Here is a 20,252-nt window from a genome sequence, read left to right as displayed (position 1 = left end):
GTATTCCGGGCAGGCGTCGGCGCGGCGCCTGGCCTCAGGCCAGCTCCAGCACCACCGGCGCGTGATCCGACGGCCGCTCCAGCCGGCGCGGTTCCTTGTCCACCACGCAGCTACGGCAGGCCTCGCGCAGCGCCGGCGACACCAGCAGATGGTCGATGCGCAGGCCGAAGTTGCGGCGGAAGGCCATCATGCGATAGTCCCACCACGAGAAGGCGCGCTCGGGCTGCTCGAACAGGCGGAAGGCGTCGATGAGGCCGAGGTCCTGCAGCGCTCGGAAGGCGGCGCGTTCGGGCTCGGAGACATGGATCTCGTCCTTCCAGTCGGGGTGGGCGTCGCGGTCTTCCGGCGCGATGTTGAAGTCGCCCGCCAGCACCAGGCGCTCGTGCGTCGTCAGCTCCTCGCGCAGCCAGTCGGTCAGCGCGGCGAGCCAGCGCAGCTTGTACTCGAACTTGTCCGACCCTACCGCCTGGCCATTGGGGAAGTAGCCGCACACTACGCGCACGCCGGCGATGGTGGCGGCGATGATGCGCTTCTGCTCGTCCTCGAAGCCGGGGATGTTGCGCACCACGCTGGCCTCGTCGATCGGCTGCGGGCTCAGGATGGCGACGCCGTTGTAGGTCTTCTGGCCGATGAAGACGGCGTGGTAGCCGGCCGCTTCCAGCTCGGCGACCGGGAAGGCCTTGTCCTCGAGCTTGAGCTCCTGCAGGCACAGCGCGTCGGGCTTGTTGGCCGCCAGCCAGTCGAGGACCTGGGGCAGGCGGACTTTCAGCGAATTGACGTTCCAGGTGACGATCTTCATGCCTGCGCCACCATGCCGCTGTGGCGCAGCAGGGCGTCGACCTTCGGTTCACGGCCGCGGAAGGCCTTGAAGGAATCGAGCGCCGGGCGGCTGCCGCCGACGGCGAGGATCTCGCGCCAGAAGCGTTCGCCGGTTTCGGGGTCGAGCAGGCTGCCACGGCCGGCGCCGGCTTCCTCGAAGGCCTCGAAGGCGTCGGCCGACAGCACCTCGGCCCACTTGTAGCTGTAGTAGCCCGCCGCGTAGCCGCCGGCGAAGATGTGCGAGAAGCTGTGCGGGAAGCGGTGCCAGGCGGGCGGGATCATCACCGCGACTTCGCGGCGGACCTCGTCAAGCAGGGCCATCACGCGCTCGATCGGCACGGGGCCCGAGGAGGCATCCACTTCGCTGTGCAGGCGCAGGTCGAACATCGAGAACTCGAGCTGGCGCACGGTCTGCATGCCGCTCTGGAAGTTCTTGGCGGCGATCATCTTGTCGTAGAGCGCGCGCGGCAGCGGCTCCCCGGTGTCGACGTGTGCGGTCATGCCCTGCAGTACGTCCCATTCCCAGCAGAAGTTCTCCATGAACTGGCTGGGCAGCTCGACCGCGTCCCACTCCACGCCGTGGATGCCGGACACCGCAAGCTCGTCCACCTGGGTGAGCAGGTGGTGCAGGCCATGGCCGCACTCGTGGAACAGGGTCAGCACGTCGTCGTGGGTGAAGGTGGCCGGCCGCTTCTTCGTACCCTCGCCGACCGGGCCGGGGAAGTTGCACACCAGGTAGGCCACCGGCGTGTCGCTGCCCCAGGTGTTGCGGTGGCGGCTGCGCGCCGAGTCCATCCACGCGCCGCCGCGCTTGGTGCTGCGCGCGTGCAGGTCGAGGTAGAAGTGGCCCACGAGTTCCGGGCCGTTGGCACCCTCCTTCTCGATGCGGAAGAAGCGTACGTCCGGGTCCCACTTCGGCGCCTCGTCCGGCAGGATGTCGACGCGATACAGCGCGCGGATCACGCCGAACAGGCCGTCGAGCACCTTGGGCTCGGGGAAGTACTGCTTCACCTCCTGGTCGGAATAGGCGTAGCGTGCCTGGCGGAGTTTCTCGGAGGCGTAGGCGACGTCCCAGGGCTCGAGCGTGTCGAGGCCGAGCTCGGCCTTGGCGAAGGCCTTGAGTTCTTCCAGATCCTTCTCGGCGAAGGGCTTGGCGCGGGCGGCAAGGTCGTGCAGGAAACCGAGCACCTGCTGCGGCGTGTCGGCCATCTTGGGCACCAGCGACACTTCGGCGAAGTTCTTGTAGCCAAGCATGCGTGCTTCCTCATCGCGCAGCGCGAGGATGCGCCCGATCAGCGGGCCGTTGTCGAGCTCGGGCTTGCCGAGCTCGGAGGCGCGGGTGGCGTAGGCGCGGTACATGCGCGCGCGCAGTTCGCGGTCGTCGGCGTACTGCAGCACCGGCAGGTAGGCGGGCATCTGCAGCGTGAACTTCCAGCCGTCCTTGCCTTCGGCCTCGGCGGCAGCGCGGGCGGCATGGCGGGCGTCCTCGGGAATCCCGGAAAGGCCGGCTTCGTCGGTGATCCACTCGGCATGGGCGTTGGTGGCGTCGAGCAGGTTTTCGGAGAACTTGGCGGCGAGCTGGGATTGCTCTTCCTGGATTTCCTGGAAGCGCGGCTTCTGCGCGTCGGGCAGTTCGGCGCCGGACAGGCGGAAGTCGCGCAGCGCGTGCTCGAGGATGCGTTGGCGCACCGGCGACAGGGTGGCGAACTCGGCGCTGTCGTGCAGCGCCTTGTACTTCTGGAACAGCGCCAGGTTCTGCCCGACCTCGGCGTAGAAGCGCGAGATCTCGGGCAGCATCGCGTTGTAGGCCTCGCGCCACTCGGGCACGTCGAACACGCTGTGCAGGTGGCCGACGACGCCCCAGGCGCGGCCCAGGCGCTCGCCGGCCTCGTCCATCGGGCTGACGAAGCCGTCCCAGGTCGGCGTCGCCGAGTCGGCGGTGAGGCGCTCGATGAGGGCGCGGTTCTCGTCGATCAGGCCGCGGATCGCGGGCTCGACGTGTTCGGGCTTGATGTCGGCAAAACGCGGCATGCCGCTGAAATCGAGCAGCGGATTCGTCGTCGGGCTGGGGATGGCGTTGTCCATGCTTGAGCGGTCTTGGAGGTGGTTGATGCGGGCTATTGTGCCGCAAAAATTGCTGCGGGCGCCGCTATGGGCGCCCGCAGCAAATTCAATCGGACTTCGGAATCAGTCGGCGCTGGTCATTCCACCAGTTCGCGGTAGGCGTGCCAGCTTGCATGACCCAGCAGCGGCAGCAGGATCACCATGCCGATCATCATGGTGGCGAAGCCGATGAGCACCATCGCGACGATGATCGCGGCCCACAGCGCCATGGTGTCGAAGTTCATCTGCACGGCGCGCAGACTGGTCATCGCCGCCGTCACGCTGTCGGTGTCGCGATCCATCAGCATCGGAATGGCGATCGCGGACAGCGCGAACACCACGGCCGCCAGGATGCCGCCCACCAGCGCGTAGGTGAACACGAAGGACAGGTTGTCGCCCGACAGGAAGACGCTGCTGAAGAAGTTCGACACCTCGGCCAGTTCGCCCTGGAAGAGCAGCGCGAACAGGATCGCGGACATGCGCTCCCAACTGATCAGCGCGATCGCGAGGAAGGCGCCGAAGTAGGCCACGCTGTCGGCGTGCGCGCGCAAGCTGCTGAGCGAGGCGAGGAAGGAGATCTTTTCGCCGCGCTCCTGGCGGCGCGAGATCTCGTACAGGCCGGCTGCGGCAATCGGCCCGATGAGGAAGAAGCCCGAGATCGCCGCGGTGAACAGGTAAGGCTTGTCTGCCGCGAAGGACAGGATGACGTAACCGAGCGCTGCCAGGATGATCCCGTACGGCAAGCTCGCCCCAAGATTGGCGCGCATGTCCTCCCACCCCATCTTCAGCCACTGCATCGGTCGCGAGCGATCGACATGGCGTACGTGCGGCAGGTGGAAATGCTGGTCAAGCGAATTCATCGGTTTGTCCATGGCAGCCTCCCTGTTGGTTGCAGCGGAATGAGCCTCACGCTTCAAGGACCGCGAGGCACACGGCCCCGGCAGTCGGTCCTTGAAGCGGCGGGCTGCTTCTTAGAGTAGGACAGATTTCGTGAGTTCGCGAATACGAGTTGTTCCCGGTATTGCTGATGCTGCGCGGGTTGTCAGGCGAGCGTGCGGCCGGTCAGGCGCTCGTAGGCCTCGCGGTACTTGGCAGCGGTGTGCTCGATGACGTCGGCGGGCAGCCTGGGCGCCGGCGGCGCCTTGTTCCAGTCGAGCGTCTCCAGGTAGTCGCGCACGTACTGCTTGTCGAAGGACGGCGGGCTGATACCTTCGCGGTAGCTGTCGGCCGGCCAGAAGCGCGACGAGTCGGGGGTGAGCGCCTCGTCGATCAGGTGCAGCGTGCCGGCGGCGTCGATGCCGAACTCGAACTTGGTGTCGGCGATGATGATGCCGCGGCTGGCCGCGAATTCGGCCGCCTCGGAATACAGTGCGATCGCCGCCGCACGGGCTTCTTCGGCCAGCTGGGCGCCGGTCTTGCCGCTGCCGGCGAGCGCGTCCTTCAGCATCGCTTCGCAGCGTGCCTGCGCCTGCGCGAAGGAGATGTTCTCGTCGTGCTCGCCCATTTCGGCCTTGGACGAGGGCGTGAAGATCGGCGCCGGCAGCCTGGCGGCCTGCTTGAGGCCCGCCGGCAGCGCGATGCCGCAGATGGCGCCGGTGGCCTGGTAGTCCTTCCAGCCCGAGCCGATCAGGTAGCCGCGCACCACCGCCTCGATCGGTAGCGGCTTCAGACGCTTGACCACCAGCGCACGGCCGCGCACCTGCTCGCGCTCGTCGGCGGCCACCACGGTCTCGGGGTCGATACCGGTGAGCTGGTTGGGCAGAATGTGGGCGAGCCTGTCGAACCAGAAGTTGGCCAGCGCCACCAGCACGCGACCCTTGTCCGGGATCGGGTCGGGCAGGATCACGTCGAAGGCCGACAGGCGGTCGCTGGTGACGATCAGCAGCTTCTCTTCGTCGACGGCGTAGATGTCGCGCACCTTGCCGCGGCCAAGCAGCGGCAGGCTCTTGATGGAGGTTTCGAAAAGGGGCGTCGCCACGATTGGGCCTCGGGTTGCTGGCAAAGGCGGGATTATAGGCGAGGGGCGCTCGCTTTCGGGGCTGCGCAGGCGCGTCGAGTAATCGACATGCGCCGGGCGGTCGAATGCGAAATCAAATCGTCAGGCTAAAAGGGAAAAGGCGCGTTTCGGAAACGCCTTGAGGACTTTCCTATCCATCGTCATCAGCTTGACGTCCAGGCGATTGGCGAGCACCACGAACTCGCAGTCGTAGGCGGAGCAGTCGCTGTCCTTAGCCAATTCCAGCACATCGCGCGAGGGCACCTCGAACTCGAACCCGTCCATCAAGGCCTCGGCTTCCGCCTGAAGACTGCAGGCGTGCTCGAAGCTCAGCAGGCCGCGCCGAAGGTAGCCCATCAGGATGTTTCGAAACTCGCTGCGCCATAGTAGCGGTGCGGCCCACTCCGGCTCGCGCTCCAGCAAGGCTTCTGCCCCCTCGGTGAACTCGCCGGGCAGATACAGGTACGCCAGGATGTTGGTGTCGACGACAATCACGGGCGTCCCGCGCGTTTGGCTGCGTCGATGTCCTTGGCAGTAAACAGACCTTCAGGCAAACCGGCCCGGAGCGCGCGGGCTCGCGCCAGTCGGTCGCCGGGCGCAACGCGGCTTGGCAGCAGCACCGTTTCCAGGCAGACAATCGCCTCACTGTTAAGGCTGCGGCGATGCAACTCGGCAGCCGCCTTCAGGCGCTCGTACAAGGTGTCGGGGATGTTCTTCAGCGTCAGGGAAGTTGGCATTTCCAGGCTCTACAGAGGAACCAAAACGGTTTCATTCTGGTGTAACGCCATGGCGAAAGCAATCGCCCCATCGAGCACGCGTTGGATCAACACCCAGCACCGCCTCGTCCATGAGGTCTTCGCCGACGAGCACGTGGTTCGCGTGCTCGGAATGTGGTCGCATTACGCACAGGAACGTGGGCTTCTTGCGCGCCGCCCTACCCCCCAAGCTCGGGAAACAGCACATCGGTGAAGCCGAACTTGCTGAAGTCCCGCACCCGCATCGGATACAGCGTGCCGTCGAGGTGGTCGCATTCGTGTTGCACCACGCGGGCGTGGAAGCCCTCGGCGAGGCGGTCGATCACCTGGCCGTCGGGCGTGAAGCCCTGGTAGCGGATGCGGCGGTGGCGCGGCACGACGCCGCGCAGGCCGGGCACGGACAGGCAGCCTTCCCAGCCCTCCTCGGTCTCGTCATCCAGTGGCGTGATCACCAGGTTGACGAGGATGGTCATCGGCACCGGCGGCGCGTCCGGGTAGCGCTGGCTGTGCTCGAAGCCGAATATCACCACGCGCAGGCCGACACCGATCTGCGGGGCAGCGAGGCCGACGCCGCCTTCGGCTGCCATCGTGTCGAACATGTCGGCGATGAGTGTGGCGAGCTCTGGCGTACCGAATTCGGTGACCGGGGCGGCGGGCTGCAGCAGGCGAGGATCGCCCATGCGCAGGACGGAACGGATGGTCATGGACGGGTGGTTTTCCAGATGGGGCCTGGGTTCGCGCGTTGAAGGTTCAGGCCGGCAGGGACATCCGCAAGCGAGCCTCCGGCCCGGGCTCAGGCCGTATGGGCCTCGAAGAGTCCGGCCAGCACCGGCGACAACACGAAATCGAATTCTGCCGCGAGTTCGGCGACCGGGTCATCCACAGCGACGAAGTCGGCCAGCAGCAAGGGCCGTAGCGCCTCGGGTACGCGCGTGAAGAGGCCGTCGCGCAGGTTCAAGGGTTCGCCGGCGACGTAGATCTGGGTGACGAAGGGACGGGCGGCCTCCTGGAACACCGCGGCGTGGATATGCGGCGTGCGCCCGGGATAGGGCACCGGGCGGATGGTGCGGAAGCGGTAGCGCCCTTCGGCGTCGGTGATCGTGTGGCCGAAACCCTGGAAGTTCGGGTCCTCCTCGAGGCCGCCGCGGTCGCGCGGGTGGCGGTAGCGTCCGTTGGCGTCGCACTGCCAGATCTCGACGCGCAGGCCGGCCAGCGGGCGGCCGTCGAGGTCGAGCACGCGGCCCGACAGATCGGCGATCTGCCCGGCGGCGCGCACCTTGCTGCCTTCAACCAGGGTGAGGTCGTTGTCCTTGTGCAGCGGCGGCGTGACCGGGTAGAAGGGGCCGAGCATCTGGCTCGGTGTCAGTGTGCGCTGTGCCGCGGCGAGCGGCGCGGACACCAGCGCGGCCGTGCCGCCGAGGACGAGTTGGCGGCGGCGTCCGGATGGTTGGGACATGGCTGCGGTTCCTTTGTCGTGCATGGTCAGAGGACCGCCCGTGCCTCGCTCGGTTCCGCGCCCTGACGGGCTCCGGATTGCCCGACCGAGGCCAGGCGCGGGACTGGCCTCTGCGCGGTTCGCCGTGCAGCACGGGACGGCGCGGGGCGCCCGATGCTCAGGAGTGGGCTTCGCCGCCTTCTTCCTTGCCCAGCAGCTTGCGCATGCGCCGCAGCCCCATGAACACCAGCCCCGCGATCACCGGGATCGACAGCGCCGTGAGCACCTCGGGCGTGGCCGGTGCGATGAAGTCCTTCGCCCCCTTGGCGAGGTAGTTGACCAGTTGCGAGGCGTAGTAGGTGATCGCCACCACCGACAGGCCTTCGACCGTCTCCTGCAGGTGAAGCTGGATCTTGGCGCGGCGGTTCATCTGCGCCAGCAGCTCCTGGTTCTGGCGCTCGATCTCGATGTCGACGCGGGTGCGCAGCAGCTGCGAGTTGCGCGCGATGCGGGCCGAGAGGTCGTCCTGGCGGCGGGCGATGGACGAGCAGGTGTCGATGGCCGGCACCAGGCGGCGGTCCATGAACTCGCCGATCGGCGAGAATCCCGACAGGCGCTGCTCGCGCAGGTCGTCGATGCGCTGGCGCACGAGGCGGTAATAGGCCGCCGCCGCGCCGAAGCGGAAGGTCGTGCGCGCCACCGAGCGCTCGACTTCGGACGCCAGGCGCGACAGGCGGGCGAGCACCGCGCGGTCGTCCTCGGCGCTGCGCGACTGGCCCATGCCGTCCATCAGGTCGGCGAGCTCGTCCTCGGCGCGCGACACCAGTCGTCCCACCTCCTTGGCGACCGGGAAGGCGAGCACGGCCATCACGCGGTAGGTCTCGATCTCGACCAGGCGCTGCGCGATGCGGCCGGCCTGGCGCGGCGTGAAGCCGTTGTCGACGAGCAGGAAATGCGAGAAGCCTTCGTGCAGGTGGAAGTCGGTCAGCACCCAGCCGGCGCCGTCCGACACCGCCGAGGCGACCAGCGGCTGGCCGCGGCGCGACTGCTGGTGCAGCACGGTCTCGAGCGGGACGTCGGCCACGCTGCGCAGCTCGATGTGGGTGGCGGCGATCAGCAGGCCGGGAATGCCCTTGCGCCAGGCCGCCGGCACGTGCAGCAGGGCGTATTCGTCCGGGCTGTCCTCGGCCTCGATGCGGCGGAAGAAGCAGTAGCTCGAGAACTCGTTGTGGCGCTCCCACTTCAGGCGAAAGCCTTCGGCCTCGAGCAGCACATGGCCGCTGGCGGTGCTCGGCGGCGGCAGGCCGAGCTGGGCGGCGAGCGCGGCGAGGTGGGCATGCTCGCGGGTGGCACTGCCGTCGTGATGCAGGAAGGCGAGGTAGGTGACGAATTCGGGCGTGTCGAGCGGGACCGGCGGGCGGGCGTGCACCTCGTCGCTGAGGGTCTGGCGCAGGGGGTGCTGTTCGAACAAGGACATGGAGGCGGGGTGGGCGGCAGGTGGAGCGGCATTCTTGCCCGCCGGCGCAGGCGATGACAAGCCGGCCTGGCGTGTGGATGGCTCGCCGTGGCCGGATGCCGCCCAGAAAAGTGCCCGCCTCCTGGATGGGAGGCGGGCGCAATGCCCGTGGGCAGGGAGAGAGCGGGGTCAGGACGGCTGCGAGGCGACGGCAGGGGTGATGCGCGAGTCGCTGACGAGAAGAGGAAGGGCGGCGCAGCCCGTCAGGCGTTGTGGCTGGCGTAGCGGCGCGCCAGCGCCTCGAGCGGCAGCGGCTTGATGCGGCTGGCCTGGCCCGCGCAGCCGAAGGCCTCGAAGCGGTCGCGGCAGATGTCGCGCGCGGCGTCGCGGGCGGCCTTGAAGAACTTGCGCGGGTCGAACTCCTTGCGGTCCGTGCTCATCAGCCGGCGCATCGCGCCGGCCGAGGCCTGCAGGATGACCGGGCTCGCGGTGGCCTCGGCGGCCAGCAGGATGGCCTGGATCTGCTCCATGTTGTTGATGTTGAAGGCGGGCACGCCGTAGCCTTGGTCGGCGGCGTGGTCGAGCAACTGGCGCAGGGCGATCATGGCCATGGGGTGGGTCTCCGTAAGTGAAAGGGCTCAGCTCGGTTCGGGTTCGTGCTCGAACTGCGGCACGGGCTCGATGCGTCGGCTCGCCGGACGGGCGCGGGCGCGCAGCGCGGCGACGGCAGGCAACTCGCGGCCCTCGAGGAACTCGAGGAAGGCGCCGCCGCCGGTGGAGATGTAGTCGATGCGCTCGCCGACGCCGAAGCGCGCGATCGCGGCCAGCGTGTCGCCGCCGCCGGCGATGCTGTAGGCGGGGCTGGCGGCGATGGCCTCGGCCAGGCAGCGGGTGCCGGCGGCGAAGGCGTCGAACTCGAACACGCCGACCGGGCCGTTCCAGACGATGGTGCCGGCGCGCGCGAGCACGGCGGCGAGCGAGTTGCGGCTCTTGGGGCCGATGTCGAGGATCATCCAGCCCGCCGGCACGCGCTCGGCGTCGCTGATGCGGGCGTCGGCATCGGCGGCGAAGCGGTCGGCGATGACCACGTCCTCGGGCAGCCACACCACGCCGCCGCGTTCGGCGAGCCGGCGTTCGACCCGGCGCGCGGCCTCGAGCAGGTCGGGCTCGTGCAGCGAGGCGCCGACCTCGCAGCCGCGCGCGGCGAGGAAGGTGTTGGCGATGCCGCCGCCGAGCACCAGCACGTCGACCTTGTCCGCCAGGCTCTCGAGGATGGTGAGCTTGGTCGACACCTTGGAGCCGGCGACGATGGCGGCGAGCGGGCGTGCCGGCTGGGCGAGCGCGCGGCCCAGGGCGTCGAGCTCGGCCGTCATCAGCGGGCCGGCGCAGGCGACCGGGGCGGCCAGCGCCAGCGCGTGCAGCGTGCATTCCTTGCGGTGGGCGGTGCCGAAGGCATCGTTCACATAGACGTCGATGAAGCGCGCGATGCGCGCGGCGAGCCGGGGGTCGTCGGCCTTTTCGCCGACGTTGCCGCGGCAGTTCTCGAGCAGCACGACCTCGCCCGGCTGCGCGTGGAAGTGACCGCTGGCCCAGCCCTGGATGAGCGGCACCGGCCGGCCGAGCAGGGCGGACAGGGCGGCGGCGACCGGCGCCAGTGAGTCGGCCGCGGTCAGCGCGCCTTCGGCGGGGCGGCCGAGGTGGGAGGTGATCATCACCGCGGCGCCGGCGTCCAGGCAGTGGCGGATGGCGGGCAGGGTGGCGCGGATGCGGGTGTCGTCCGCCAGGCTGCCGTCGGGGTTGAAGGGGACGTTGAAGTCGGCGCGGATGAAGACCCGTTTGCCGGCGAGGTCGAGCTCGGAGAGACGCAGGAAGTTCATCGGGAAATCCTCCTTCAGGGGCGGGCGGGTATCGTCACGCGGCCTGCAGCAGCGCGCGGGCGTGGGCGAGGACGGACTCGGCCTCGAAGCCGTAACGCCGCAGCAGCGCGGCGGCGGGGGCCGATTCGCCGAAGCCGTCCATGCCGATCACGGCGCCGCGCACCCCGGCGAGGTAGCGCCACCAGCCGTCGCTGCGCGCGGCCTCGATGACCAGGCGCGGTGCGTCGGGCGGCAGCACCTGCTGCCGGTAGGCGGCGTCCTGGCGGTCGAACACCGCGGTGCAGGGCATCGACACGACGCGGACGGCGACACCTTCGGCGGCGAGGGTGGCGCGCGCCGCCATCGCCAGCGCCACCTCCGAGCCGGTGGCGATGATCACCAGCGCCGGTTCCGCGGCATCGGCCAGCACATAGCCGCCGCGGGCGATGGCCTGCAGCTGTTCGCCGTCGCGCGCCTGGTGGGGCAGGTTCTGGCGTGACAGCGCGAGCAGGCTGGGACCGTCGGCGCGCATCACCGCGGCGTTCCAGGCCGCCTGGGTCTCGACCGCGTCGCACGGGCGCCACACGTCCAGCCCGGGGATCAGGCGCAGGCTGGGCAGGTGCTCGACCGGCTGGTGGGTGGGGCCGTCCTCGCCGAGGCCGATCGAGTCGTGCGTCATCACGTACACCACGCGCTGCTTCATCAGCGCGCTCATGCGGATCGCGTTGCGGGCGTAGTCGGAAAACACCAGGAAGGTGGCACCGAAGGGGATGAAGCCGCCATGCAGGGCGATGCCGTTGAGGGCGGCGGCCATGCCGAATTCGCGCACGCCCCAGTTGATGTGGCGCCCGGCGTCGTCGGCGCGCACCGCGCCGCAGCCCGGCCAGTCGGTGAGGTTGGAGTGGGTGAGGTCGGCCGAGCCGCCGAGCAGCTCGGGCAGCGCGCGCGCCAGGCGGCCGATGGCCTGCTGGCTGGCCTTGCGGGTGGCGAGCGTGGCCGCTTCGTTGTGCACCCCGCGCAGGATGGCATTGGCCAGCACCGGGAAGCCGACCGGCAGCGTGCCGGCCATGCGCCGGCCGAACTCCTTCGCCGCGTCCGGGTAGGCTTCGGCATAGGCCTCGCAGGCGGCCTGCCAGGCGGCGCGCTGTTCGGCACCGCGGGCGCGGGCGTCGAAAGCGCTGCGGATTTCGGCGGGGATCTCGAAGGGCGGGTGCGGCCAGGCGAGCGCGGCGCGGGTGGCGGCGAGCTCGTCGGCGCCGAGCGGCGCGCCGTGCACATCCGCCGTGCCGGCGCGCGCCGGGCTGCCACGGCCGATGGTGGTGCGGCAGCAGATCAGGGTGGGGCCGATGTCGTTGTCGGCGTTGGCGCGCGCCTCGCGAATCGCGCGGTCGACCGCCTCGACGTCGTGGCCGTCGACCGCCTCGATGACGTTCCAGCCATAGGCGCGGAAGCGCGCCGGGGTGTCGTCGGCGAACCAGCCTGCGACGTCGCCGTCGATCGAGATGCGGTTGTCGTCCCAGAAGCAGATGAGTTTGGACAGGCGCTGCACGCCGGCAAAGCTGGCGGCCTCGTGGCTGATGCCTTCCATCAGGCAGCCGTCGCCGAGGAAGACCCAGGTGCGGTGATCGACCAGGGTGTGGCCGGGGCGGTTGAACTCGGCGGCGAGCAGCTTCTCGGCCAGCGCCATGCCCACCGCGTTGGTGAGGCCCTGGCCGAGCGGGCCGGTGGTGGTCTCGACGCCGGGCGTGTGGCCGACCTCGGGGTGGCCGGGCGTGCGGCTGTCGAGCTGGCGGAAGCGCTTGAGCTCATCCAGCGGCAGGTCGTAGCCCGAGAGATGCAGCAGGGCGTAGAGCAGCATCGAGCCGTGGCCGTTGGACAGCACGAAGCGGTCGCGGTTGGGCCAGGCGGGGTCGGCGGGGTCGTGTTTCAGATGCCGCGTCCACAGCGCCACCGCGATCTCGGCCATGCCCATGGGCATGCCGGGGTGGCCGGACTGGGCCGCCTCGACGGCGTCGATGGCGAGAAAGCGCAGCGCGTTGGCGCACAGGGTGTCGATCGGGGCCTGGGTGAGTCGCATGTTCATCGGGGCATCTCCAGTTCGGTGTGCGTCATTGCGCCAGCGCCTTGCGGCGGCGGTCCATCAGGCGCCAGATGAAGGGGGTGAAGATCAGCTGCATCGCCAGCTCCATCTTTCCGCCCGGCACCACGACGGTGTTTGCCCGGCTCATGAAGCTGTCGTTGATCATGTTGAGCAGGTAGGGAAAGTCGATGCCCTTGGGGTTGGCGAAGCGGATCACCACCATGGACTCGTCGGCGGTCGGGATCGAGCGCGCGATGAAGGGGTTGGAGGTGTCCACCATCGGCACGCGCTGGAAGTTCACATGGGTGCGGGCGAACTGCGGGCAGATGTAATGCACGTAGTCGTGCATGCGGCGCAGGATGGTGTCGGTGACCGCCTCGGTGGAGTAGCCGCGGGTGCTCTTGTCGCGGTGCAGCTTCTGGATCCACTCCAGGTTCACCACCGGCACCACGCCGATCAGCAGGTCGACGAAGCGGGCCACATCCACCTGCTCATGCTGCACGGCGCCGTGCAGGCCCTCGTAGAACAGCAGGTCGGTGCCGGTGGGGAGCTCTTCCCACGGGGTGAAGGTGCCCGGCTCCTGCTTCCAGGGCTCGGCTTCCTCCGCGCTGTGCAGGTACTTGCGCCGCTTGCCGCCGCCGGACTCGGCGTAGCTGCGGAACAGGTGCTCGAGCTCGCCGAACAGGTTGGCCTCGGGGCCGAAGTGGCTGAGCTGGCAGCGGGGGTCGCCCTCGCAGGCGGCGAGCTTCTCGCGCATGGTCTTGCGGTCGTAGGCGTGGAAGCTGTCGCCCTCGATGACGGCGGCGGTGACGCCCTCGCGGCGGAAGATCTCCTCGAAGGTGCGCTGCACGGTGCTGGTGCCGGCACCGGACGAGCCGGTGATGGCGACGATCGGATGACGTTCGGACATGGTGCTTCTCCCCGGGGCTTATTGAGCGAATTCGGTGTCGCGGAACAGCGAGCGGGCGTGGAACAGCGGCAGCTCGTCCTCGACGCCGCCGACGATCGGCTCGTGGTGGTAGCGCTCGATGCGCTCGACCTCTGCCTGCGAGCCGAACACGAAGCCGATGCGCTGGTGCAGGCTCTCGGGCTGGACCTCGAGCACCGGGCGCACGCCGGTGCTGGCGCGCCCGCCCGCCTGCTCGATCAGGAAGCCGATCGGGTTGCATTCGTAGAGCAGCCGCAGCCGCCCGGGCTTGGCGGGGTCCTTGCGGTCGCGCGGGTAGAGGAAGACGCCGCCGCGCATCAGGATGCGGTGGGTCTCGGCCACCAGCGAGGCGATCCAGCGCATGTTGAAGTCGACGCCGCGCGGCCCGCTGCGCCCGGCCAGGCACTCGTCCACGTAGCGCCGCACCGGCGGCTCCCAGAAGCGCGAGTTGGAGGCGTTGATGGCGAACTCGCGCGTGGTCTCGGGCACGCGGATGTCGGGATGGGTGAGGTAGAACTCGCCGATGATGGGGTCGAGGGTGAAGCCGGCGACGCCGCTGCCGACCGACAGCACCAGCATCGTCGAGGGGCCGTAGATGGCGTAGCCGGCGGCGACCTGGCGGCTGCCGGGCTGCAGGAAGTCCTCGGCGGCGGCGTCCTCGCCCGGGCGCGGCGCGCGCAGGATGGAGAAGATCGAGCCCACCGCGACATTGACGTCGATGTTGGACGAGCCATCGAGCGGGTCGAAGGCGAGCAGGTACTTGCCGCGCTGGTCGCTGGCCGGCAGCGGGATGGGGGCTTCGTTCTCTTCGGAGACCATGCCGGCGAGGTCGCCGCCCCAGTGCGTGGCGCGCAGGAAGATCTCGTCGGCGAGCACGTCGAGCTTTTTCTGCTCCTCGCCCTGCACATTGGCGCTGCCCTGGCTGCCGAGCACGTCGGCCAGCGCGCCGTGGGCGACCGCGCGCGAGATCGCCTTGCAGGCCTGGGCGACCTGCAGGATCAGGGCGTTGAATTCGCCGGTGGCCTCCGGGTTGCGGCGGCGGTGTTCGATCAGGTATTCGGTGAGCGTGCTGCGGTCGAGGCTGAACATGAGGGTCTCCTCCGATGCGGTGCCGGATCGGTGCGTGTTGTTTTGGGTCGCGGGGCGGTGGGCCGTGGCGCCTAGCTCGGCTCGGCGGGCTGGAAGTGGCGGCTGGCGCGGACGTCGGCCTCGGTGATCGTGGTCAGCGCCTCGGCGTCGACCGTGGCGCCGGATTCGAACAGGCGCAGGGCCTGGCGCAGGCGCATGCGGTCGAGTGCGTTGCGGATGCTGCGTGCGTTGGCAAAGTGCGACTGGCGGCGGCGCAGCACGATGTATTCGTCGAAGGCGCGGCGCGCGGCCTCGTCGAAACGGTAGTTCCAGCCGGCGAGCATGCGCTGGGCGATCTCGCCGAGCTCGTCGTTGCTGTAGTCGGGGAAGTCGACATGGTGGGCGATGCGCGACTTCATGCCCGGGTTGGATTCGAAGAAGCGCTCCATGCGCTCGGCGTAGCCGGCGAGGATCACCACCAGATCGTCGCGCTGGTTCTCCATCACCTGCAGCAGGATCTCGATTGCCTCCTGGCCGTAGTCCTTCTCGTTCTCCGGGCGGTAGAGGTAGTAGGCCTCGTCGATGAAGAGCACGCCACCCATCGCGCGCTTGAGCACCTCCTTGGTCTTGGGTGCGGTGTGGCCGATGTACTGGCCGACGAGGTCGTCGCGCGTCACCGCCACCACGTGTCCGCGGCGGCAGTAGCCCAGCCGGTGCAGGATCTCGGCCATGCGCATCGCCACCGTGGTCTTGCCGGTGCCGGGGTTGCCGGTGAAGCTCATGTGCAGCGAGGGGTGCTCGGTGGCCAGCCCCAGGCGCTGGCGCACGCGGTCGACCAGCAGCAGGGCGGCGATCTCACGCACGCGGCGCTTGACCGGGGCGAGACCGACGAGGTCGCGTTCGAGGGCGTCGAGCACTTCGCCGATGCCGGCGTCGCGGAACTCGGCGCCGAGGTCGATGCGGGCGGGGGCGGGGGCCTTCTCGGGGGCGTTCATGGTCGCGTCTCCTGCGGGTGTCGGTTCATCGGGGCGTGGGTGGGCGTGTGCGCGGGCTCGCCGGCCGACCGGGTGATCTGCGCCGCTTGGCTGCGGAACTCGCACGCTGCGCGCGCTCGGACAGTCCTCGCCGCGCTTCGCAGATCACCCGATCGGCCTGTTCCGGCGCCTTTGCTCAGGCGCCGGGTTGTCAGCCGGCGTAGCGTGCACCTTCCGGCGCACGGCCGACGGCGTAGCTCTCCATCGTGTAGCGCAGGCTGCGCCCCTTCGTCTCCTGGCGGACGAGGCGGAAACCCGGCTCGGCGGTGGGGCGCTGGACGATGAAGGACATGCGTACCGTCTCCCAGCCCTTGGTCGAGTCGAAGGCGTTGATGCGGATGTAGGTCTCGGGGTTGGCCTCGCGGCAGGCCTTCAACTCGCCCATCACGCCGGCGGGGTCGCGCAGGTCGAACATCGGCAGGCCCCACATGTTCCAGTAGGTGTTGCGCGGGTGGGGGTCGTCGGTGAATTCGATCGCGACCGCCCAGTTCTGGTCGAGGCAGTAGTTGACCTGGGCCGCGATCTGGGTGTCGGTGAGGTCGGGCAGGAAGGAAAAGCAGCCTTGGGTGATGCGCATGATGTGTCTCCTCGGTTCCGGGATGGGCGTCGGCTTCAGGCCACGCTGGCGGTCGGCACGAAGTCGGACGTGTCGGTGCTGGTGTAGTTGAAGGTGATGTCACCCCAGGTATCGAGCGCCGCGCGCAGCGGCTGGCACCACTTGGCGGCATCGGCGAGGATCTGCGGGCCTTCGTTGGCGATGTCGCGGCCCTCGTTGCGGGCGAGCACCATGGCCTCGAGGGCGACACGGTTGGCGGTGGCGCCGGCCTGGATGCCCATCGGGTGGCCGATGGTGCCGCCGCCGAACTGCAGCACCACTTCATCACCGAAGAGGTCGAGCAGCTGATGCATCTGGCCGGCGTGGATGCCGCCCGAGGCCACCGGCATCACGCGCTTGATGCTGGCCCAGTCCTGGTCGAAGAACAGGCCGCGCGGCAGGTCCTGCTTCGTCACCATGTCGCGGCAGACGTTGTAGAAGCCCTGCACCGTCATCGGGTCGCCCTCGAGCTTGCCGACCGCGGTGCCGGCATGCATGTGGTCGACGCCGGCCAGGCGCAGCCACTTGGCGATCACGCGGAAGCTCACGCCATGGTTCTTCTGCCGGGTATAGGTGCCGTGGCCGGCACGGTGCATGTGCAGGATCATGTCGTTATCGCGACACCAGTTGCTGATCGACTGGATCGCGGTCCAGCCGATCACGAGGTCGATCATGACGATGCAGGAGCCGAGGTCGCGGGCGAATTCGGCGCGCTTGTACATCTCCTCCATGGTGCCGGCGGTGATGTTGAGGTAGTGGCCCTTGCTCTCGCCGGTCTGCGCCGCAGCTTGATTGACGCCTTCCATGCAGTACAGGAAGCGGTCGCGCCAGTGCATGAAGGGCTGCGAGTTGATGTTCTCGTCGTCCTTGGTGAAGTCCAGCCCGCCGCGCAGGGCTTCATAGACCACGCGGCCGTAGTTCTTGCCGGAGAGGCCGAGCTTGGGTTTCATCGTCGCGCCCAGCAGCGGGCGGCCGTATTTTTCCAGGCGCTCGCGCTCGACCACGATGCCGGTGGGCGGGCCGCGGAAGGTCTTCACGTAGGCCACCGGCAGGCGCATGTCCTCGAGGCGCGCGGCCTTGAGCGGCTTGAAGCTGAACACGTTGCCGATGATGGACGCGGTGAGGTTGGCGATCGAGCCTTCCTCGAACAGGTCGAGGTCGTAGGCGACCCAGCAGAAATACTGGCCCTCCTGGCCCGGCACGGGGTCGATGCGATAGGCCTTGGCGCGGTATTTGTCGCAGGCGGTCAGGCGGTCGGTCCACACCACGGTCCAGGTCGCCGTGGACGATTCGCCGGCCACCGCGGCGGCGGCCTCGATCGGATCGACGCCTTCCTGCGGGGTGATGCGGAAGACGGCGAGCACGTCGGTGTCCTTCGGTTCGTAGTCCGCGTCCCAGTAGCCCATCTGCGCGTACTTGAGCACGCCGGCCTGGTAGCGCTTCTTGGGATCGAGGATCTGTTGCGGGTTTTCTGCGGCGCCCATTTTCTGTCTCCTTCCTGTGTGTGCTTCGAGGTGGTGACTGGACAATAGGGCGGTGCTTGAATAAGCTCAAATGACGTTTTTTGCTCTATTGAGATAAGGTTTTCTGATGAAGCTGGCGCAACGCCTGACCTTGAAGCAGCTCCGCGCCCTGGTGGCGGTGGCCGACAGCGCCAGCTTCACCCAGGCCGCGCGCCTGCTGCACCTCACGCAGCCGGCGATCTCGATGCAGATCCGCGATGCGGAGGCCGTGGTCGGTCAGGTGCTGGTCGATGGCCGGCGTGAGATCCACCTCACCCAGGCGGGTGAGATCCTGGTGCGAGCGGCGCGCCAGGCGCTGCACAGCCTGGAACTGGCCGAGGTCGAACTGAAGGCGCGCATGGGCGTGGCGGCAGGTACGCTCGACGTGGTGGCGATCACCACCGCGGAATATTTCGTGCCGCACCTGCTGGCCGAATTCGGCCGCCGCCACCCGGACATCACCTTCCGCCTGACGGTGGAAAACCGCGAACGCGTGCGCACGCTGCTGCAGGAGCAGCGCTGCGACGTCGCGATCATGGGCCAGCCGCCACGTGGGCTGGATCTGCGCCGCATCCCGTTCGCGCCGCACCGGCTCTCGTTCGTGGCGCGCCCGGATCACCGCCTGGCCGGACGCAAGCGCATCCCGCCCGCCGCGCTCACCGACGAGCGCCTGCTGCTGCGCGAGCAGGGATCGGGCACGCGCGACAACCTCGAGCGCTTCCTGCGCGCGCACGGCGTCAAGCCGCTGGCGGCGGACGAGCTCGGCAGCAACGAAACGCTGAAGCAGGCGGTGATGGCCGGCATGGGCATCGCCTTCCTGTCGCACCACACCTTCGCGATGGAGGTGGAAAGCGGCCGCCTGGTGCGCCTGGACGTGGCCGATACGCCGGTGATCCGGGAATGGAACGTGGTCTCGCGCACCGACCGGCCGATGACGCCCGCGCTCGATGCGCTGCTGGAGTTCCTGCAGACCGAGGGGGCGGCGCGGATGCGGGCGATGGAACGGTGAGCAGGTAAACGAAAAACGCGCCCGGAGGCGCGTCTGTCAAGGGGCGGGGTAGGCGCTCAGCGCACGACCTGCGTCAGCTCGCCCGCCTTGTAGCGCGCGGCCATCTTCTCCAGCGGCACCGACTTGATCTTGCTCGCCATGCCGGCGCAGCCGAAGGCTTCGAAGCGGGCCTTGCACACCTGCTTGGCGGCCTCGCGTGCGGGCTTGTTGAACTCGCGCGGGTCGAACTTGGACGGGTTCTCGACCAGGAACTTGCGCACCGCGCCGGTCATCGCCAGGCGGATGTCGGTGTCGATGTTGATCTTGCGCACGCCGTACTTGATGCCCTGCACGATCTCCTCGACCGGCACGCCGTAGGTCTCCTTCATGTCGCCGCCGTACTGGCGGATGATCTCGAGCAGCTCCTGCGGCACCGAGCTGGAGCCATGCATCACCAGGTGGGTATTGGGGATGCGGGCGTGGATCTGCTTGATGCGCTCGATGGCGAGGATGTCGCCGGTGGGCTTGCGGCTGAACTTGTAGGCGCCGTGGCTGGTGCCGATGGCGATGGCGAGCGCGTCGCAGTCGGTCTGCTTGACGAAGTCGGCGGCCTGGTCGGGGTCGGTCAGCATCTGGCTGTGGTCGAGCGTGCCTTCGGCACCGACGCCGTCTTCCTCGCCGGCCTGGCCGGTCTCCAGCGAGCCGAGGCAGCCGAGCTCGCCTTCGACGCTGACGCCGATCGCGTGCGAGAACTTCACCACCTCGCGGGTGACGGCGACGTTGTAGTCGTAGGAGGAGGGCGTCTTGCCGTCTTCCAGCAGCGAGCCGTCCATCATCACGCTGGAAAAGCCCGAGCGGATCGCGCCCATGCAGATCGCCGGGCTCTGGCCGTGGTCCTGGTGCATGACGATGGGGATGTTGGGATAGGCCTCGACGGCGGCGTCGATGAGGTGGCGCAGGAAGGCCTCGCCCGCGTATTTGCGCGCGCCGGCCGAGGCCTGCATGATCACCGGGCTGTCGCATTCGGCAGCCGCTTCCATGATGGCCTGGACCTGTTCGAGGTTGTTCACGTTGAAGGCGGGCAGGCCGTAGCTGTGTTCGGCCGCGTGGTCGAGCAGCTGGCGCATGGAAACGAGGGGCATGAGTATCTCCGTCAGGGGGCGCCGGTGGCGCGGGGCGAGGTTGAGAACGCTATTTTAGCCTGTGTCGTGCGCTGCATGAGCGCAGCACGGCCCGTGCGGCACAGGCGTGAGGTCGAAGCGAAGCGGGCGGCGCGGCTCGCCGCCGCGAGTGGCTCACACCGGGTCGTCGAGCGTGCCCGGCATGTGGTGTTCGCCGACGCGCACGATCTTGAGCGTGTTGGTGCCGCCCGAGGCGCCGATCGGCTCGCCGATGGTGAGCACGATGAGGTCGCCGTAATCGACCACGCCCTGTTCCAGCAGCACCTGCTCGGCCTCCCACAGCAGCACGTCGCGGTCCTGGTGGGTCTGGCTCATCAGCAGGGGATGGACCTCGCGGTACAGCGTCATCTGGTTGCGCGCCGACACCTCCGGGGTCAGGGCGTAGATCGGCACGCCGGCATTGAGCCGGCTCATCCACAGCGCGGTCGAGCCGGTCTGGGTGAGCGAGGCGATCGC

The 20,252-nt window shown here is 68.8% G+C and carries 19 protein-coding genes and 1 pseudogene; 1 reads left to right on the top strand and 19 read right to left on the bottom strand.

What is annotated here, in order from left to right:
• Window positions 1–34 precede the first annotated feature (34 nt).
• The 17 genes and pseudogenes from xth to ACMV5O_RS00020 form a co-directional block, all read right to left on the bottom strand.
• Entirely contained in the window at window positions 35–799 is a 765-nt protein-coding gene (gene xth, locus ACMV5O_RS00100) for an exodeoxyribonuclease III (protein WP_416161555.1), read from the bottom strand.
• A complete protein-coding gene (locus tag ACMV5O_RS00095) occupies window positions 796–2,904 on the bottom strand; it encodes a M3 family metallopeptidase (RefSeq protein ID WP_416161554.1) in 2,109 nt (702 codons plus the stop codon). Before ACMV5O_RS00095 ends, xth begins: the two co-directional genes overlap by 4 nt.
• A 116-nt stretch (window positions 2,905–3,020) precedes the next feature.
• Window positions 3,021–3,794, bottom strand: coding sequence for a DUF2189 domain-containing protein (locus ACMV5O_RS00090; protein WP_416161553.1), 774 nt, complete (start codon window positions 3,792–3,794; stop codon window positions 3,021–3,023).
• A gap of 170 nt (window positions 3,795–3,964) precedes the next feature.
• A complete protein-coding gene (locus ACMV5O_RS00085) occupies window positions 3,965–4,900 on the bottom strand; it encodes a phosphoribosylaminoimidazolesuccinocarboxamide synthase (RefSeq protein ID WP_416161552.1) in 936 nt (311 codons plus the stop codon).
• A 120-nt stretch (window positions 4,901–5,020) separates the two neighbouring features.
• Window positions 5,021–5,413, bottom strand: a complete 393-nt coding sequence (locus tag ACMV5O_RS00080) for a type II toxin-antitoxin system VapC family toxin (protein WP_416161551.1) — start codon at window positions 5,411–5,413, stop codon at window positions 5,021–5,023.
• Window positions 5,410–5,655: a FitA-like ribbon-helix-helix domain-containing protein gene (locus ACMV5O_RS00075; protein WP_416161550.1), complete on the bottom strand. Its 246-nt coding sequence runs from the start codon at window positions 5,653–5,655 to the stop codon at window positions 5,410–5,412. The genes ACMV5O_RS00080 and ACMV5O_RS00075 overlap by 4 nt, the downstream gene beginning before the upstream one ends.
• A 197-nt stretch (window positions 5,656–5,852) precedes the next feature.
• Window positions 5,853–6,377: a peptide deformylase gene (def, locus tag ACMV5O_RS00070; protein ID WP_416161549.1), complete on the bottom strand. Its 525-nt coding sequence runs from the start codon at window positions 6,375–6,377 to the stop codon at window positions 5,853–5,855.
• An 89-nt stretch (window positions 6,378–6,466) separates the two neighbouring features.
• A complete protein-coding gene (locus ACMV5O_RS00065; RefSeq protein ID WP_416161548.1) occupies window positions 6,467–7,129 on the bottom strand; it encodes an intradiol ring-cleavage dioxygenase in 663 nt (220 codons plus the stop codon).
• Between the two features lie 157 nt (window positions 7,130–7,286).
• Complete coding sequence (locus ACMV5O_RS00060) at window positions 7,287–8,585, bottom strand: DUF3422 family protein (RefSeq protein WP_416161547.1); 1,299 nt, start codon at window positions 8,583–8,585, stop codon at window positions 7,287–7,289.
• A 425-nt stretch (window positions 8,586–9,010) separates the two neighbouring features.
• Window positions 9,011–9,175: pseudogene (locus tag ACMV5O_RS00055) on the bottom strand (class II fructose-bisphosphate aldolase); the annotation flags it as partial.
• Window positions 9,176–9,202: 27 nt separating this feature from the next.
• Window positions 9,203–10,441, bottom strand: coding sequence for a phosphoglycerate kinase (locus ACMV5O_RS00050; RefSeq protein ID WP_416161546.1), 1,239 nt, complete (start codon window positions 10,439–10,441; stop codon window positions 9,203–9,205).
• Between the two features lie 34 nt (window positions 10,442–10,475).
• Window positions 10,476–12,503, bottom strand: coding sequence for a transketolase (gene tkt, locus ACMV5O_RS00045; protein WP_416161545.1), 2,028 nt, complete (start codon window positions 12,501–12,503; stop codon window positions 10,476–10,478).
• Between the two features lie 25 nt (window positions 12,504–12,528).
• Window positions 12,529–13,410 (bottom strand): phosphoribulokinase, encoded by an 882-nt coding sequence (locus ACMV5O_RS00040; RefSeq protein ID WP_416161544.1) that lies wholly within the window; start codon window positions 13,408–13,410, stop codon window positions 12,529–12,531.
• An 18-nt stretch (window positions 13,411–13,428) separates the two neighbouring features.
• Window positions 13,429–14,517: a class 1 fructose-bisphosphatase gene (locus ACMV5O_RS00035; RefSeq protein ID WP_416161543.1), complete on the bottom strand. Its 1,089-nt coding sequence runs from the start codon at window positions 14,515–14,517 to the stop codon at window positions 13,429–13,431.
• Between the two features lie 71 nt (window positions 14,518–14,588).
• Window positions 14,589–15,491: a CbbX protein gene (gene cbbX, locus ACMV5O_RS00030; protein ID WP_416161542.1), complete on the bottom strand. Its 903-nt coding sequence runs from the start codon at window positions 15,489–15,491 to the stop codon at window positions 14,589–14,591.
• Window positions 15,492–15,681: 190 nt separating this feature from the next.
• A complete protein-coding gene (locus ACMV5O_RS00025) occupies window positions 15,682–16,107 on the bottom strand; it encodes a ribulose bisphosphate carboxylase small subunit (RefSeq protein WP_416161541.1) in 426 nt (141 codons plus the stop codon).
• Between the two features lie 35 nt (window positions 16,108–16,142).
• Window positions 16,143–17,609: a form I ribulose bisphosphate carboxylase large subunit gene (locus ACMV5O_RS00020; RefSeq protein WP_416161540.1), complete on the bottom strand. Its 1,467-nt coding sequence runs from the start codon at window positions 17,607–17,609 to the stop codon at window positions 16,143–16,145.
• Window positions 17,610–17,715: 106 nt separating this feature from the next.
• Here ACMV5O_RS00020 and ACMV5O_RS00015 point away from each other — a divergent pair, with 106 nt between their 5' ends.
• Window positions 17,716–18,636 carry a LysR substrate-binding domain-containing protein gene (locus ACMV5O_RS00015; protein WP_416161539.1) on the top strand — a complete coding sequence of 307 codons (921 nt, stop codon included), beginning with the start codon at window positions 17,716–17,718 and terminating at the stop codon, window positions 18,634–18,636.
• A gap of 56 nt (window positions 18,637–18,692) precedes the next feature.
• Here ACMV5O_RS00015 and fba read toward each other — a convergent pair whose 3' ends face one another.
• Together fba and ACMV5O_RS00005 are read right to left on the bottom strand one after the other, a co-directional pair.
• Window positions 18,693–19,757 (bottom strand): class II fructose-bisphosphate aldolase, encoded by a 1,065-nt coding sequence (gene fba / locus ACMV5O_RS00010; protein WP_416161538.1) that lies wholly within the window; start codon window positions 19,755–19,757, stop codon window positions 18,693–18,695.
• Between the two features lie 153 nt (window positions 19,758–19,910).
• On the bottom strand, window positions 19,911–20,252 hold a 342-nt coding region (locus ACMV5O_RS00005), incomplete at its 5' end, for a pyruvate kinase alpha/beta domain-containing protein (RefSeq protein ID WP_416161537.1).

It is taken from the genome of Thauera sp. WH-1 (assembly GCF_047806685.1).
Lineage (GTDB): Bacteria > Pseudomonadota > Gammaproteobacteria > Burkholderiales > Rhodocyclaceae > Thauera.
This window is presented reverse-complemented; position numbering and strand designations above follow the sequence as displayed.

Excerpts from the sequence above, each read along its gene's own strand:
- xth (WP_416161555.1), bottom strand. The coding sequence starts at position 799 with ATGAAGATCGTCACCTGGAACGTCAATTCGCTGAAAGTCCGCCTGCCC.
- ACMV5O_RS00095 (WP_416161554.1), bottom strand. The coding sequence starts at position 2,904 with ATGGACAACGCCATCCCCAGCCCGACGACGAATCCGCTGCTCGATTTC.
- ACMV5O_RS00090 (WP_416161553.1), bottom strand. The coding sequence starts at position 3,794 with ATGGACAAACCGATGAATTCGCTTGACCAGCATTTCCACCTGCCGCAC.
- ACMV5O_RS00075 (WP_416161550.1), bottom strand. The coding sequence starts at position 5,655 with ATGCCAACTTCCCTGACGCTGAAGAACATCCCCGACACCTTGTACGAG.
- def (WP_416161549.1), bottom strand. The coding sequence starts at position 6,377 with ATGACCATCCGTTCCGTCCTGCGCATGGGCGATCCTCGCCTGCTGCAG.
- ACMV5O_RS00065 (WP_416161548.1), bottom strand. The coding sequence starts at position 7,129 with ATGTCCCAACCATCCGGACGCCGCCGCCAACTCGTCCTCGGCGGCACG.
- ACMV5O_RS00060 (WP_416161547.1), bottom strand. The coding sequence starts at position 8,585 with ATGTCCTTGTTCGAACAGCACCCCCTGCGCCAGACCCTCAGCGACGAG.
- ACMV5O_RS00050 (WP_416161546.1), bottom strand. The coding sequence starts at position 10,441 with ATGAACTTCCTGCGTCTCTCCGAGCTCGACCTCGCCGGCAAACGGGTC.
- tkt (WP_416161545.1), bottom strand. The coding sequence starts at position 12,503 with ATGAACATGCGACTCACCCAGGCCCCGATCGACACCCTGTGCGCCAAC.
- ACMV5O_RS00040 (WP_416161544.1), bottom strand. The coding sequence starts at position 13,410 with ATGTCCGAACGTCATCCGATCGTCGCCATCACCGGCTCGTCCGGTGCC.
- ACMV5O_RS00035 (WP_416161543.1), bottom strand. The coding sequence starts at position 14,517 with ATGTTCAGCCTCGACCGCAGCACGCTCACCGAATACCTGATCGAACAC.
- cbbX (WP_416161542.1), bottom strand. The coding sequence starts at position 15,491 with ATGAACGCCCCCGAGAAGGCCCCCGCCCCCGCCCGCATCGACCTCGGC.
- ACMV5O_RS00025 (WP_416161541.1), bottom strand. The coding sequence starts at position 16,107 with ATGCGCATCACCCAAGGCTGCTTTTCCTTCCTGCCCGACCTCACCGAC.
- ACMV5O_RS00020 (WP_416161540.1), bottom strand. The coding sequence starts at position 17,609 with ATGGGCGCCGCAGAAAACCCGCAACAGATCCTCGATCCCAAGAAGCGC.
- ACMV5O_RS00015 (WP_416161539.1), top strand. The coding sequence starts at position 17,716 with ATGAAGCTGGCGCAACGCCTGACCTTGAAGCAGCTCCGCGCCCTGGTG.
- fba (WP_416161538.1), bottom strand. The coding sequence starts at position 19,757 with ATGCCCCTCGTTTCCATGCGCCAGCTGCTCGACCACGCGGCCGAACAC.